Below are 13,812 nucleotides of genomic sequence, written 5' to 3' on the forward strand. Positions count from 1 at the left end.
CAACCGCCCCCTTCAGGAGGTTACCGCCTCGGCCGGCGAGACAATGCTGGTCTTGGCTCCCCGCGAGCGCCCCGAGCTCAGGTACGCCGCAATCGACTCCTGGGTCACCTCGCCCAGGAACACCTGCTCGGCATCCAGCACCGGCAACCATGCCCGGTTGTATTCGTACATCCGCGACAACAGGATACGCAGGTGCTCGTCATGTGACGCCGTGGCATTGAAGGGCCGCAGGAAGTCGCCACAGCTGCCCTGTTGGCGATGCATGTCGCGCCGGCGCACATAGCCCAGCGCCTTGTTCTGCCCGTCGGTCACCACCACATAGCGGCGGTCATGCTCATCGAGCAGTTCCAGCGCCTCGCTCACCGGCGTCTCCGGGCTCAGCGACGGCGCGTTGTCCGCCGCATCCTCGGCACGCACCAGCAGCAGACGCTTGAGGGTGCTGTCCTGGCCGACGAAGTTGCTCACGAACTCATCCGCCGGGTGGGCCAGCAAAGTGTCCGGGTGGTCCAGTTGCAGCAGCTTGCCGGCGCGGAAGATGGCGATCTTGTCACCCAGCTTGATCGCTTCGTCGATATCGTGGCTGACCATGATCACGGTCTTGTTCAGGGCCCGCTGCATCTCGAAGAATTCGTTCTGGATCATCTCGCGGTTGATCGGGTCGACCGCCCCGAACGGCTCGTCCATCAACAACACCGGCGCTTCGGCAGCCAAGGCACGGATCACGCCGATACGCTGCTGCTGGCCGCCGGACAGCTCGCGCGGGTAGCGCTGCAGGTACTGCTTGGGCTCCAGCTTGATCATGTGCATCAGCTCGCGGGCGCGTTCGTGGCACTTGTGCCTGTCCCAGCCAAGCAGGCGCGGGACCACGGTGATGTTCTCCTCGATGGTCATGTTCGGGAACAGGCCGATCTGCTGGATCACGTAGCCGATGTGCCGGCGCAGGGTCACTTCGTCCAGCCCGGTGGTGTCCTCGCCATTGATGAACACCTGGCCAGAGGTGGGCGTGATCAGCCGGTTGATCATTTTCAGCGTGGTACTTTTGCCGCAGCCCGAGGGGCCGAGGAACACGCAGATCTCGCCTTCGTTGACGGTAAGGCTTACCGAGTCGACGGCTTTGACGTCCTTGCCGTTGACGTTGAAGGTCTTGCTGAGGTTCTTCAGTTCGATCATGGGCGCAGTCCTTGTGGAGTCAGGGCACGTTGCAGGGTTTGCAGGAGCAGGTCGGCGACGATCGCCAGCAGGCTGACCAGGACGGCGCCGACCAGCAGCATCGACATGTCGCTGCGGCTGATGGAGGTGAGGATGAGCACCCCCAGCCCGCCAGCGCCAATGGTGGCGGCAATGGTCATGACGCCGATGTTCATCACCACGGCAGTGCGCACGCCGGCGAGGATCACCGGCACCGCGATCGGCAGCTCGACCATGCGCAGGCGCTGGCCGAAGGTCATGCCGATGCCGCGCGCGGCCTCGCGAATGCCAGGTTCGACGTTGGTCAGGGCCAGGTAGGTGTTGCGCAGGATTGGCAGCAGCGAGTAGAGGAACACGGCGGTGATTGCCGGTAGCGGCCCCAGGCCCTGGCCGAACTTCGAGTAGAACGGCAGCAGCAGGCCGAACAGGGCGATCGAGGGGATGGTCAGCAGCACCGTGGCGCTGGCCTGCAGCGGGCCGGCGACGGCGGGGAAGCGGGTCATCAGGATGCCCAGCGGCACGCCGACGAGAATGGCCAGGCCGACGGCGATGCCCACCAGCATGATGTGCTGCCAGGTCAGCTGCAGCACCTGGGCCCAGTCCAGGTGGCTGAAGGTATCGATCAGGTTCATGGCTGGCCCTCGCTGTTCAGTGGGTGCTCGCGCAGAAAGGCTGCCGCTACGGCGGTCGGGTTCTGGTGCTCGACATCGACCTTGGCGTTGAGCCGGCGCATGGTTTCATCGTCCAGCTGCTCGGCCAGTGGCTTGAGCAGGCTGGCCAGTTGCGGGTTGGCGTCGAGCACTGCCTTGCGCACCACGGGCGCGGCGGTGTAGTCGGGGAAGTAGTGCTTGTCGTCTTCCAGCAGCTTGAGCTTGAACGCGTTCAGGCGGCCGTCGGTGGTGTACACCAGGCCGGCGAACACCTGGTTGTTGTGCATGGCGGTGTACACCAGGCCAGCGTCCATCTGGCGAATGTTGGCGCGATCCACGTGCAGGTCGTACATCGCCTTCAGGCCGACCAGGCCATCCGGGCGGTTGGCGAACTCGGTGTCCAGGGCCACCAGGTGGTGGCTGTCGCGCTCGCTGCGCAGCACCTGGTTGAGGTCGCTGATCGAGTTGACCTGCGGGTAGGCCTCGGCAACCTGCCTAGGCAGGCCAAGCGCGTAGGTGTTGCTGAACTTCGACGGGGTCAGCCAGATCAGGCCCTTCTGCGCATCCAGTTGCTTGACCTTGGCATAGGTGGCGGCCGCACTGGGCATGCGTTGGTTGACATGGTTGTACGACACCAGCGACACACCGGTGTACTCCCACATCAGGTCGAGCTGGCCGGTCTCCTGGGCCTGGCGCGCGATGTTGCTGCCAAGACCGCTGGTGACACGCACGTCAAAGCCGTTGGCGCGCAGGTATTGCGCAGTGATTTCGGCGAGTACGGTCTGTTCGGTGAACACCCGCGCGCCGATGCGAATCAGCGGTTTTTCCGCTGCCTGGGCAAATCCTGCGAACAGCAGGGCCGCGCCCAGCAGCAAGGCGATTTTCTTGTTCATCGGTTCCCTCTCGTTATCCGGCCAGGCCGCGTTCCAGCCAGCGCTTGCTGGCGAAGCTCACCGCGGCATCCAGCGCCAGTGCCAGCAACGCGGTGCAGGCGGCACCCAGCAGCAGCTGTGGCTGGTTGTTCAGGGCGATGCCGGGGAAGATCAGGCTGCCCAGGCTGTTGGCGCCGATCAGGAAGGCCAGCGGTGCGGTGCCCACGTTCAACGCCAGGGCCACGCGCACACCGCCGACAATGATCGGTACGGCATTGGGCAGTTCCACCTGCCAGAGTTGCTGGCGCGGGGTCATGCCGATGCCGGTGGCGGCTTCCTTGAGCGAGGCGGGAACGTTTTTCAGGCCCTCGTAGGTGTTGCGCACGATGGGCAGGAGGGAGGCGAGGAACAGGGCGAAAATTGCAGGCCCGGCGCCGATGCCCAGGATACTGAGCGCGATGGCCAGAACGGCCAGGGGAGGGATGGTGTTGCCAACATTGAACAACTGCATGAAGCGCTCGGCTTTGTCGACCCGTTGCGGTCGACTCAAGGCAATGCCGGCGGGGATGCCCACGGCCAGCGCCGCCGCCATCGAAGCCAGCACCAGTACCAGGTGCGCTTGCAGGTAGAACCCGAGATCGTCGCGATAACGGGCGATCGTGTCGATGCCGATCCAGTGGACCAGCAGGGCCAGGATGACGAGCACGGTGGCCCATCCCAACAGCCCTTTTCCGTAGCGTTCAGCCACAGGCGGACTCCTTGTGTAGTCGGCGAGCACACTTCTTGGTTGCCGACCAGTCCTGGCGGCGGGTGGTGTGTTCGCGATTAGCAGCGTGACGCACGCCGAAGGCTGCGATCAGGCCATGAGCCGAACCCCGTCGGGCTCGAAAATGCTGATGAAAACAACCCTCAACCGAAGCGGGTTGCAGAGGCATGGACGTCTCCGTGGGGGTAAAGGTTCCCACTTGGGGCGGCATTTGGCCAGCGGTAATCACTGGTTGGTTGGAAAATTGACGAGAAAAAGCAGCGGGTTAATGTGCTGTAGGCGTTGAAATAACTGCCTTTTGGCCATTTGTCGTGATAAGCGGCTGGTTGTTGAATTTGTAGTAGCAGGGCCGGCCTCTTCGCGGGCACGCCCGCTCCCACAGGGATCTCCACTGCTGTGCAGGCCTGTGCAGTACCTGTGGGAGCGGGCGTGCCCGCGAAAGGGCCGGTACAGACACCACGCATTCCTCAGGTTTTGGTCCCGGGCCCAACTTCGGGTATGATATCGCCCCTTTTTAATCCCCCAGTCAGGCGATTTCCCATGACCAACCAGGCCGCCGAAGTCGCGAAACGCCGCACTTTCGCAATCATTTCCCACCCCGACGCCGGTAAGACCACCATCACCGAGAAGCTGCTGCTGATGGGCAAGGCCATTGCCGTCGCCGGTACCGTGAAGTCGCGCAAGTCCGACCGCCACGCCACTTCCGACTGGATGGAGATGGAGAAGCAGCGCGGCATCTCCATCACCACCTCGGTGATGCAGTTCCCGTACCGCGAGCACATGATCAACCTGCTCGACACCCCCGGCCACGAAGACTTCTCGGAAGACACCTACCGCACCCTGACCGCGGTCGACTCGGCGTTGATGGTGCTCGATGGCGGTAAGGGTGTAGAGCCGCGTACCATCGCCCTGATGGATGTATGCCGCCTGCGTGACACGCCGATCGTCAGCTTCATCAACAAGCTCGACCGTGATATCCGCGACCCGATCGAACTGCTCGACGAGATCGAAGCCGTACTGAAGATCAAGGCCGCGCCGATCACCTGGCCGATCGGTTGCTACCGCGACTTCAAGGGCGTGTACCACCTGACCGGCGACTACATCGTGGTCTACACCCCGGGCCACGGCCATGAGCGTACCGAGGCCAAGATCATCCAGAAGCTGGACTCGGACGAAGCCCGCGCCCACCTCGGCGACCAGTACGATTCGTTCGTCGAACAGCTGGAGCTGGTGCAGGGCGCCTGCCACGCGTTCAACCAGGACGAGTTCATCAATGGCCAGCTGACCCCGGTGTTCTTCGGTACCGCGCTGGGCAACTTCGGTGTCGACCATGTGCTCGACGCGGTGGTCGACTGGGCACCGCGCCCGCTGAGCCGGGTCGCCCACGAGCGCACCGTGGAGCCAGTGGAAGAGAAGTTCAGCGGTTTCGTGTTCAAGATCCAGGCGAACATGGACCCGAAACACCGCGACCGCATCGCCTTCATGCGCATCTGCTCCGGCAAGTACGAGAAGGGCATGAAGATGCGCCACGTGCGTATCAACAAGGACCTGCGCATCGGCGATGCGCTGACCTTCTTCTCCTCCGAGCGTGAGCAGCTGGAAGAGGCCTATGCCGGCGACATCATCGGCCTGCACAACCACGGCACCATCCAGATCGGCGACACCTTCACCGAAGGCGAGGCGCTGGGCTTCACCGGCATCCCGCACTTCGCCCCGGAACTGTTCCGCCGTGTGCGCCTGAAGGACCCGCTGAAATCCAAGCAGCTGCGCCAGGGCCTGCAGCAGCTGGCCGAAGAGGGGGCGACCCAGGTGTTCTTCCCCGAGCGCAGCAACGACATCATTCTCGGTGCGGTCGGCGTGCTGCAGTTCGACGTGGTCGCCAGCCGGCTGAAGGAAGAGTACAAGGTCGAGTGCGCCTACGAGCCGATCACCGTATGGTCGGCCCGCTGGATCACCTGCGATGACAAGAAGAAGCTCGAGGAATTCCAGAACAAGGCCATGGAAAACCTGGCCATCGACGGCGGTGGGCACCTGACCTACCTGGCGCCGACCCGGGTCAACCTGTCGCTGATGGAAGAGCGCTGGCCGGACATCAAGTTCCGCGCTACCCGCGAGCATCATTAAGTATTGAATTGGGGCTGCTTTGCAGCCCTTCGCGGGCACGCCCGCTCCCACAGGTATCGCGTAACCTTCAGGTGTTGTGATTCCTCGTGGGAGCGGGCGTGCCCGCGAAGGGCCGCAAAGCGGCCCCATTTAGTTACCGGCTTTGATACTGGTCCAGATCCGGGTCCTGATGCGGTCGATCTTGGCCGGCATCGCCTCCAGCGCATACAGCTTGCCCATTACTTCCTCGCTCGGGTAAATCATCGTATTACCCTTCATCGCCGGATCCACCAGCCCGTCCGCCTTGAGGTTGCCGTTGGCGTACTGCACGTGGTCGCTGATGTTGGCCATCACCTCCGGCTGCAGCAGGTAGTTCATGTAGGCATACGCAGCCTTCTCGTCCGGCGCATCGGCCGGCATGGCCACCATGTCGAACCACATCGGCGCGCCTTCCCTGGGGATCGAATACCCCACCTTCACCCCGTTGTTCGCCTCTTCGGCACGGTTCTTCGCCTGCAGCACATCCCCCGAGAAGCCCACCACCACGCAGATGTCGCCGTTGGCCAGGTCACCGGTGTATTTCGATGAGTGGAAGTAGCTGATGTACGGACGCACCTGCATCAGCAGCGCCTTGGCCTTGTCGTAATCGGCCGGGTTCTGGCTGTGGTGCGGCAGGCCGAGGTAGTGCAGGGCGATCGGCAGCAGTTCGGGGCCGTTGTCCAGCACCGCGACACCGCAGCTTTTCAGCTTGCTCATGTATTCGGGCTTGAAGATCAGGTCCCACGAATCCACCGGCGCGTTGTCGCCAAGCACGGCCTTGACCTTGTCGATGTTGTAGCCGATGCCGGTACTGCCCCACAGGTACGGGAAGCCGTACTGGTTGCCCGGGTCGTTGACTTCCAGTGCCTTCAGCAGCACCGGGTTGAGGTTGTGCCAGCCGGGCAGTTGCGACTTGTCCAGGCGCTTGAGGGCCTTGCCCTGGATCTGCCGGGCCATGAAGTGGTTGGAAGGGAATACCACGTCATAGCCGGAGTTGCCGGTCATCAACTTGCCATCGAGGGTTTCGTTGCTGTCGTACACGTCATAGGTGGGCACGATGCCACTGGCCTGCTGGAAATTGTTCAGCGTGTCGGGGGCGACATAGCTGGACCAGTTGTAGATCTTCACCGTTTCGGCGGCGCTGGCCACGCTGGCAGCCAGCATCAGGGGGGCGAGAAGGTGCGTGCGCATGTCGGGTTTACCTTGCTTTGTCTGTTGTTATCGAAGGCAGGCGATCAGCGGATCAGAAGATGAGGACGTAGGTCTTGCGTACCGTCTCCTGGATGTCCCAGGTGCCGGTGCTGTTGGCCGGTAGCATCAGTGCGTCTCCGGCTTCTATATGCAGCGGCTCGCCGTGGTCGGGGGTGAACGTGCAGCGGCCCTTGATGAAATGGCAGAACTCCTGCTGCACGATCTGCCGACGCCAACGCCCGGGGGAGCACTCCCAGATGCCGGTCTCGACGCCGTCGCTGCGGGTCACACAGGTGACCGAGGTCACAGCCACGGGGGCGCCGAGGGGGACCGCGACCGGGCTGGAACTGTCGAGCAAGGCGATGTCGGTGTTCTTGAACTGGGTGATGCTCATGAACGGTTGATCCTGTGTCGGGTGATGGGGAATCAGTGCATGAAGCCTTCCATGAAGTCCGCCAGCGCGCCGGCCAGACGCCGCCGCCAGGGCGCGCTGGCGGGGTTGGCGAGGGTGCGGTCCTCGTGGACGAAGCTCTGGATGATGGCGTTGTAGCCCAGCCAGCGGCAGGGCTCGGGGGGCCAGCTGGCCAGGCTCGACAGCGGGCGGTTGTCGAGCACCCACGGTTGCCCGGTCAGTTCGTTGTGCTGATTGAGGATCAGCGCCGCCAGGGTCCGCCCGCCGAGGTTGCTGGCGCCGACGCCTTCGCCACCGTAGCCACCGGCCAGGGCGATGCCACGCTGGCGGTCGCAGAGCATGTGCGGGCGAAAGCGCCGCGCCATGCCCAGGTTGCCACCCCAGGTGTGGGTAATGCGTACGTGCTGCAGTTGCGGGAACAGCTCGCTGAACAGGTAGCGGCGCAGTTCGACTTCGTGTTCGTCCAGGTTGAAGTCTTCACGCAGGCGGCCACCGAAGCGGTAACCGCCACGGGCACCGAACACCAACCGGTTGTCGGCGGTGCGTTGGCCGTAGGTGACCTGGCGGCTGTTCTCGCTGAAGGCCTGGCCCTGGCTCAGGCCGATCTGTGCCCAGGTGGCGTCCGGTAATGGCTCGGTGGCCACCAGCAGGCTTTGCACCGGCAGCTGGTGTCTGCCCAGCGGCGGCAGGCTGGCCGCGTAGCCTTCCACGGCGGGTACGGTCCATTGGCAGCGAATGCGTGCCAGCGGGGTACGCACCTCGCCAGCTTGCCAGTCGATGGCCGGGGTGTTTTCGTAGATCGGCACGCCCAGCGCTTCTACCGCCCGAGCCAGGCCACGCACCAGCCTGGCCGGCTGGAGGGTCGCGGTGTGCGGGCTATAGATGGCGCCATAGGCATTGCTGACCCGCAGTTGGGTATCGAGCTGTTCAGGGCGTAGCCAGCGATAGTCATCCTCGGTCATGCCCTGGCGGTACAGGTTGTCAAGGTGGGCGCGCAGGCTGCGCTCCTGTTCCGGGTAACGTGCGGCGCAGTACAGCACACCGCCCTTGCGGTAGTCGCAGTCGATGCCCTCACGCTGCAACACGCGATGCACTTCATCGGGGATGCCGTGCAGCAGGTCGATGCTGGCCCGGCGCTGTTGCGGTGACAGGGTGGCCAGCAGGCGGTGGTCACCGAGCAGGTTGCCCATCAACCAGCCGCCATTGCGCCCCGAGGCACCGAAGCCGGCGATATTGGCGTCGATCACCGCGATGTTCAGCTGCGGTGCCTGGCGCTTGAGGTAATAGGCCGTCCACAGGCCGGTGTAGCCAGCGCCGATGATGCACACATCCGCTGCCAGGTCTTCGCGCAGGGCCGGGCGGGCGCACAGCGGCTCGTCGAGCTGGTCCATCCACAGGCTGAGCGTGCGCAGGGCTTGCATCGGGTTCGGCTCCACATCCGTCAAGGTCTGTGGGCGATCCTAGTGGGGGCGGGCGATGGCTGTCTTACGTGCGTGCACGCAGGGAATTTTGCTTCAGGTAGGCCTTGGGCGTAAGCCCGGTGTGTTCGCGGAAGCATTTGTAAAACGCCGACAACGAGTTGAAACCGGCGTTGAACGCCAGGTCGTCGATCGTCGCCTCGACACTGTCCTCGCCCAGGCTGGCCATCAGGTGGTGCAGGCGGGCCTGGTTGACGTAGCGGTAGAAGCTTTGCCCGAGCACCTGGTTGAGCAGGTAGGAAATCTGGTTGCGGCTGTAGCCACTCGCGTCCGCCACCTGTTGCAGGTCAAGTTCCGGGTCGAGGTAGGGCCGCTGGCGCTGGAAGTAGTGCTCCAGGTCCTGGGCCATGGTCGACAGCTGCCTTGGCGACAACCCCAGGCGGCTGGTGGCCGGGCGCGGGCCGGAGCGGGTGTGGCCGGTGCCGTTCTGGCGGACCAGGGTGGCGTACTCATTGACCCGCCAGATCAGGCTGTCCTTGACGGTAATCGCCTCGCTGGACTGGAACGCCACCAGGCCGTCACCGCCCTGGACCGTGACCTGGTACTGGATGAACGCCGTGCTGCCGTCGACGCGGATGCGGTCGCTGTGGACGATGTCTTCGCCGGCTTCATGGGGCAGGCAGGCGCGCACGTAGTCGCGTAGTTCCTGGTAGCGGAGCACGCGGTTCTGAAAGAAATCGTGGTACTGGATGTCGGGGTGGTAAAGCGCGATGACGCCGTCGAGGTCACGCTGCTTCCAGCACAGGTGATAACGCAGCACGGTGTCGGCGGTGAGCGGAGACTGCTCGGGGCCGTCGGGGAGGGTGGTGGCGGTCATGAGGCCGATAGTGCATTGCAGAACACCCAGGTGCAAGGGTGGGGATCTGGCAGATTGCATGGTTCTGGCAAGCGGCTACGGCGATAAGGCATTGATTTCTATCAGCTTGGCTTTTTGTGGCCTATGGCATGGCGGGTGCAGTGGTTTGTTCACCATCGAACAAGGAGAAAAGCCATGCGCTCGATATTGTTGTGGATGATCGGGGTTCCGATTCCGGTGATCATTCTGATCTGGTTTTTCATGCATTGAGGTTTTTAGGGCTGTTTTGCGGCCCATCGCGGGTAAATCCGCTCCTACACCCATCGCGGATGAATCCGCTCCTACGACGGTTGCGATGTAGGGGCGGATTCATCCGCGATGGATTTCATGCAGGTCTAGAGAAACTGTTCTGCATAATGACAAGCCACCTGCCGCGTACCCACCTGCCTGAACGCCGGCACCTCCTTGGCACAGCGCTCGGTCGCATACGGGCAACGTTTGTGGAACGCGCACCCGTCCGGTGGATTGAGCGGGTTGGGCAGCTCGCCGGCAATGCGGATCTTCGGTTTCAGGGGATCAGGATGGATCGCCGGCGTCGCCGACAGCAGCGCTTGGGTATACGGATGCAGCGGCTTTTCGTAGATGTCCTCCTTGGGGCCCATTTCCGCCGGTCGGCCCAGGTACATCACCAGCACCTGATCGGCCACATGCCGCACCACCGCCAGGTTGTGCGAGATGAACACGTAGGCGGTGTTGAACTCCTTCTGCAAGTCCATGAACAGGTTCAGCACCTGGGCCTGGATCGAAACGTCCAGTGCCGAAGTCGGTTCGTCCGCGACCAGTACCTTGGGTTGCAGCATCATCGCCCGGGCCAGGGCGATACGCTGACGCTGGCCACCCGAGAACATGTGCGGGTAGCGCTGGTAGTGCTCAGGGCGCAGGCCGACCTGTTCCATCATCTTCTGCACCTTTTCACGCCGCTCGGCCTTGCTCAGCGAAGTGTTGATCAGCAGCGGCTCGGCCAGCTGGTCGCCGATCTTCTGCCGTGGATTGAGCGAGGCGTACGGGCTCTGGAACACCATCTGCACGTCGCGGCGCAGTTGCTTGCGTTCGGTCTTGCTGGCGCCTTTCACCTCGGTGCCGGCGATCTGCAGCGAGCCGGACGACGGCTCTTCGATCAGGGTCAGGGCGCGGGCCAGGGTCGACTTGCCACAGCCGGACTCGCCGACCACGGCCAGGGTCTGGCCAGCCTCCAGCTCGAACGACACGCCATTCAGTGCACGCACCAGGGCATGGCCCTTGAACAGCCCGCGGGAGACTTCGTAATGCCGGGTAAGCTCCCGGGCGGAGAGAACGACGGCCATTACGCCACCTCCTGGTTCAGCGGGTAGAAGCAACGAGCCAGGCTATTGGCCTGGGGATCGAGGGGCGGGCGCTGGTGCCGGCAGTTGTCCTGCACATACGGGCAGCGCGGCGACAGCAGGCAACCTGCCGGGCGGTCGTAGCGCCCTGGGACGATGCCGGGCAGGGTCGCCAGGCGCTCGGCACCGATGCTGTGCTCGGGGATCGCCGCCAGCAGCGCTTCGCTGTAGGGGTGGGCGGGTACGTCGAACAGCTCTGGTACCTGGCCGACTTCCACGGCCTGGCCGGCGTACATCACGCACACCCGCCTGGCGGTCTCGGCCACCACGGCGAGGTCATGGGTGATCAGGATGAGCGCCATGTTGCGCTCTTTCTGCAGGTTGACCAGCAGCTCCATGATCTGCGCCTGAATGGTCACATCCAGCGCCGTGGTCGGTTCATCGGCAATCAGCAGCTTGGGTTCACCGGCAATCGCCATGGCGATCGCCACGCGCTGGCTCATGCCGCCGGACAATTGATGCGGGTAGGCATCCAGGCGGCTTTCCGCTGCCGGGATCTCGACCTTCTTCAACAGCTCCAAAGCACGCTGGCGCGCGGCCTTGCCCTTCAGGCCCAGGTGCTGGCGCAGTACTTCCTCGATCTGGTAGCCCACGGTGTAGCTGGGGTTGAGCGCGGTCATCGGGTCCTGGAAGACCATGGCGATGTCCTTGCCCACCACCTTGCGCCGCTGGCGCCCGCTGAGCTTGAGCATGTCGGTGCCATCGAAGGTCAGCGCGTCGGCGGTGATGCGCCCGGGGGCGTCGATCAGGCCCATCAGGGCCATCATCGTGACCGACTTGCCCGAGCCGGATTCACCGACGATGGCCAGGATTTCACCGGCTTCCACCGTCAGGTCCAGGCCGTCGACCACCGGTACGGCATTGGCGTCGCCGAAGCGCACGTTCAGGTTGTTGATCTGCAACAGTGACATGGCGTTCTCCTCAGGCGGCGTTCTTGAGTTTCGGGTCCAGCGCATCGCGCAGGCCGTCGCCCATCAGGTTGATTGCCAGCACACTGAGCAGAATGGTCAGGCCGGGCAGGCTCACCACCCACCAGGCGCGCTCGATGTAGTCACGGGCCGACGCCAGCATGGTGCCCCATTCGGGCGTCGGTGGTTGCACGCCGAGGCCGAGGAAGCCCAGGGCTGCGGCATCGAGAATGGCCGAAGAGAAACTCAGGGTGGCCTGCACGATCAAGGGCGCCATGCAGTTGGGCAGCACGGTGACGAACATCAGCCGTGGCAGGCCGGCACCGGCCAGGCGCGCGGCGGTGACGTAGTCGCGGTTCAGTTCGCCCATCACGGCGGCGCGGGTCAGGCGCACATAGGAAGGCAATGAAACGATGGCGATGGCAATCACCGTGTTGATCAGGCCTGGGCCGAGGATGGCGACGATGGCCACCGCCAGCAGCAGCGAGGGCAGGGCCAGCATCACGTCCATCAGGCGCATGATCGACGGGCCGAGCAGTTGCGGGAAGAAACCGGCCAGCAGGCCCAGCAGGATGCCCGGGATCAGCGACATCACCACCGACGACAGGCCGATCAGCAGCGACAGCCGCGCGCCCTGGATCAGCCGCGAAAGCAGGTCGCGGCCCAGCTCGTCGGTCCCGAGGATGAACTGCCAGCTGCCGCCTTCCAGCCACACCGGCGGGGTCAGCAGGAAGTCGCGGTACTGCTCGCTCGGGTCGTGCGGGGCGACCCACGGCGCGAACAGCGCGCAGAACACCACCAGGCACATGAAGGCCAGGCCCATCACCGCGCCTTTGTTGCGCGCGAAGGCTTGCCAGAATTCTTTGTACGGCGAAGGGTAGAGCAGGCTCTGGTCCACCGGGCTGGCCGGTGTGACGGAGTTCGGAATCGGGCTAGTCATGGCGAAGGCCTCAGCGCTGATGACGGATGCGTGGGTTGGCCAGGCCGTAGAGGATGTCCACGACGAAGTTGACCAGGATCACCAGGCAGGCGATCAACAGGATGCCGTTCTGGACCACGGGATAGTCACGGGCACCGATGGCTTCGATCAGCCATTTGCCGATGCCCGGCCAGGAAAAGATGGTTTCGGTCAGCACCGCACCGGCCAGCAGCGTGCCGACCTGCAGGCCGAACACGGTCAGCACCGGGATCAAGGCATTGCGCAGGCCGTGCACGAATACCACGCGGGCCGGCGACAGGCCTTTGGCGCGGGCGGTGCGGATGTAGTCCTCGCGCAGCACTTCGAGCATCGACGAACGGGTCATGCGGGCAATTACCGCCAGCGGGATGGTACCGAGCACGATGGCCGGCAGGATCAGGTGCATCAGCGCGTCCTTGAACGCGCCTTCTTCGTCGCTGAGCAAGGTGTCGATGAGCATGAAGCCGGTCTTCGGCTCGATGTCGTAGAGCAGGTCGATGCGCCCGGATACCGGGGTCCAGCCCAGGCTTACCGAGAAGAACATGATCAGGATCAGGCCCCACCAGAAGATCGGCATGGAGTAGCCCGCCAGGGAAATCCCCATCACGCCGTGGTCGAACAGCGAACCGCGCTTGAGCGCGGCGATCACCCCGGCCAGCAGGCCGACGATGCCGGCGAACAGCAGGGCGGCGAAGGCCAGCTCGAGGGTGGCCGGGAACAGGGTGAGGAACTCGTGCCAGACGCTTTCGCGGGTACGCAGCGACTCACCCAGGTCGCCCTGGGCCAGCTTGCCGACGTAATCCAGGTACTGGACCGGCAGCGGCTTGTTCAGCCCCAGGCGCTCCATGGCCTGGGCATGCATTTCGGGGTCGACCCTGCGCTCGCCCATCATCACTTCCACCGGGTCACCGGGGATCAGGCGTATGAGCGCGAAGGTCAGCAAGGTGATGCCGAAGAAAGTCGGTATCAACAGGCCAAGGCGCCGGGCAATAAAACTCAACATTGTCGGGGTTACCTCATCAGGCCGTGG

Annotated in this window: 13 protein-coding genes; 1 reads left to right on the forward strand and 12 read right to left on the reverse strand. The window is 63.9% G+C overall.

Features of this window, described 5'->3' with window-relative positions; all coding sequences use genetic code 11:
• Nucleotides 1-12: 12 nt before the first annotated feature.
• Genes ACLEJP_RS13480 through ACLEJP_RS13495 form a run of 4 tightly spaced genes read right to left on the reverse strand, consistent with a single transcriptional unit; the run spans nucleotide 13 to nucleotide 3,458 of the window.
• Nucleotides 13-1,170: an osmoprotectant ABC transporter ATP-binding protein OsmV gene (locus ACLEJP_RS13480; RefSeq protein WP_440807071.1), complete on the reverse strand. Its 1,158-nt coding sequence runs from the start codon at nucleotides 1,168-1,170 to the stop codon at nucleotides 13-15.
• Nucleotides 1,167-1,820, reverse strand: coding sequence for an ABC transporter permease (locus ACLEJP_RS13485; protein WP_225780507.1), 654 nt, complete (start codon nucleotides 1,818-1,820; stop codon nucleotides 1,167-1,169). The genes ACLEJP_RS13480 and ACLEJP_RS13485 overlap by 4 nt, the downstream gene beginning before the upstream one ends.
• On the reverse strand, nucleotides 1,817-2,731 hold the full coding sequence (locus tag ACLEJP_RS13490) for a glycine betaine ABC transporter substrate-binding protein (RefSeq protein ID WP_440807072.1): 915 nt from the start codon (nucleotides 2,729-2,731) through the stop codon (nucleotides 1,817-1,819). The genes ACLEJP_RS13485 and ACLEJP_RS13490 overlap by 4 nt, the downstream gene beginning before the upstream one ends.
• A 13-nt stretch (nucleotides 2,732-2,744) precedes the next feature.
• The gene (locus ACLEJP_RS13495; RefSeq protein WP_440807075.1) at nucleotides 2,745-3,458 is read right to left on the reverse strand and encodes an ABC transporter permease; all 714 of its coding nucleotides are present in this window, start codon (nucleotides 3,456-3,458) and stop codon (nucleotides 2,745-2,747) included.
• Between the two features lie 558 nt (nucleotides 3,459-4,016).
• On the opposite strand from ACLEJP_RS13495, the gene ACLEJP_RS13500 reads away from it, so the two are divergent.
• Nucleotides 4,017-5,600 carry a peptide chain release factor 3 gene (locus ACLEJP_RS13500; protein WP_440807076.1) on the forward strand — a complete coding sequence of 528 codons (1,584 nt, stop codon included), beginning with the start codon at nucleotides 4,017-4,019 and terminating at the stop codon, nucleotides 5,598-5,600.
• Between the two features lie 129 nt (nucleotides 5,601-5,729).
• On the opposite strand, the gene ACLEJP_RS13505 is transcribed toward ACLEJP_RS13500, so the two are convergent.
• The 8 genes from ACLEJP_RS13505 to ACLEJP_RS13540 all read right to left on the reverse strand — a co-directional run bounded on the left by ACLEJP_RS13505 (nucleotide 5,730) and on the right by ACLEJP_RS13540 (nucleotide 13,785).
• Nucleotides 5,730-6,809 carry a polyamine ABC transporter substrate-binding protein gene (locus ACLEJP_RS13505; RefSeq protein WP_440807078.1) on the reverse strand — a complete coding sequence of 360 codons (1,080 nt, stop codon included), beginning with the start codon at nucleotides 6,807-6,809 and terminating at the stop codon, nucleotides 5,730-5,732.
• Nucleotides 6,810-6,861: 52 nt separating this feature from the next.
• Nucleotides 6,862-7,203, reverse strand: a complete 342-nt coding sequence (locus ACLEJP_RS13510; protein WP_440807080.1) for a cupin domain-containing protein — start codon at nucleotides 7,201-7,203, stop codon at nucleotides 6,862-6,864.
• 32 nt (nucleotides 7,204-7,235) lie between these two features.
• Entirely contained in the window at nucleotides 7,236-8,642 is a 1,407-nt protein-coding gene (locus ACLEJP_RS13515; RefSeq protein ID WP_440807081.1) for an NAD(P)/FAD-dependent oxidoreductase, read from the reverse strand.
• 64 nt (nucleotides 8,643-8,706) lie between these two features.
• Nucleotides 8,707-9,516 (reverse strand): helix-turn-helix domain-containing protein, encoded by an 810-nt coding sequence (locus ACLEJP_RS13520; protein WP_440807084.1) that lies wholly within the window; start codon nucleotides 9,514-9,516, stop codon nucleotides 8,707-8,709.
• Nucleotides 9,517-9,890: 374 nt separating this feature from the next.
• Nucleotides 9,891-10,859, reverse strand: coding sequence for a peptide ABC transporter ATP-binding protein (locus ACLEJP_RS13525; protein WP_440807086.1), 969 nt, complete (start codon nucleotides 10,857-10,859; stop codon nucleotides 9,891-9,893).
• Nucleotides 10,859-11,827 (reverse strand): ABC transporter ATP-binding protein, encoded by a 969-nt coding sequence (locus tag ACLEJP_RS13530; protein ID WP_225780516.1) that lies wholly within the window; start codon nucleotides 11,825-11,827, stop codon nucleotides 10,859-10,861. The genes ACLEJP_RS13525 and ACLEJP_RS13530 overlap by 1 nt, the downstream gene beginning before the upstream one ends.
• A gap of 10 nt (nucleotides 11,828-11,837) precedes the next feature.
• Nucleotides 11,838-12,764, reverse strand: coding sequence for an ABC transporter permease subunit (locus ACLEJP_RS13535; RefSeq protein ID WP_440807088.1), 927 nt, complete (start codon nucleotides 12,762-12,764; stop codon nucleotides 11,838-11,840).
• Between the two features lie 10 nt (nucleotides 12,765-12,774).
• On the reverse strand, nucleotides 12,775-13,785 hold the full coding sequence (locus ACLEJP_RS13540) for an ABC transporter permease subunit (protein ID WP_170028381.1): 1,011 nt from the start codon (nucleotides 13,783-13,785) through the stop codon (nucleotides 12,775-12,777).
• Nucleotides 13,786-13,812: the final 27 nt, after the last annotated feature.

It is taken from the genome of Pseudomonas sp. SMV7 (assembly GCF_052041995.1).
Classification (GTDB): Bacteria; Pseudomonadota; Gammaproteobacteria; order Pseudomonadales; family Pseudomonadaceae; genus Aquipseudomonas.

Coding starts and splice junctions, on each gene's coding strand:
- ACLEJP_RS13535 (WP_440807088.1), bottom strand. CDS start 12,764: ATGACTAGCCCGATTCCGAACTCCGTCACACCGGCCAGCCCGGTGGAC.
- ACLEJP_RS13490 (WP_440807072.1), bottom strand. CDS start 2,731: ATGAACAAGAAAATCGCCTTGCTGCTGGGCGCGGCCCTGCTGTTCGCA.
- ACLEJP_RS13530 (WP_225780516.1), bottom strand. CDS start 11,827: ATGTCACTGTTGCAGATCAACAACCTGAACGTGCGCTTCGGCGACGCC.
- ACLEJP_RS13540 (WP_170028381.1), bottom strand. CDS start 13,785: ATGTTGAGTTTTATTGCCCGGCGCCTTGGCCTGTTGATACCGACTTTC.
- ACLEJP_RS13510 (WP_440807080.1), bottom strand. CDS start 7,203: ATGAGCATCACCCAGTTCAAGAACACCGACATCGCCTTGCTCGACAGT.
- ACLEJP_RS13520 (WP_440807084.1), bottom strand. CDS start 9,516: ATGACCGCCACCACCCTCCCCGACGGCCCCGAGCAGTCTCCGCTCACC.
- ACLEJP_RS13500 (WP_440807076.1), top strand. CDS start 4,017: ATGACCAACCAGGCCGCCGAAGTCGCGAAACGCCGCACTTTCGCAATC.
- ACLEJP_RS13485 (WP_225780507.1), bottom strand. CDS start 1,820: ATGAACCTGATCGATACCTTCAGCCACCTGGACTGGGCCCAGGTGCTG.
- ACLEJP_RS13525 (WP_440807086.1), bottom strand. CDS start 10,859: ATGGCCGTCGTTCTCTCCGCCCGGGAGCTTACCCGGCATTACGAAGTC.
- ACLEJP_RS13505 (WP_440807078.1), bottom strand. CDS start 6,809: ATGCGCACGCACCTTCTCGCCCCCCTGATGCTGGCTGCCAGCGTGGCC.
- ACLEJP_RS13480 (WP_440807071.1), bottom strand. CDS start 1,170: ATGATCGAACTGAAGAACCTCAGCAAGACCTTCAACGTCAACGGCAAG.
- ACLEJP_RS13515 (WP_440807081.1), bottom strand. CDS start 8,642: ATGCAAGCCCTGCGCACGCTCAGCCTGTGGATGGACCAGCTCGACGAG.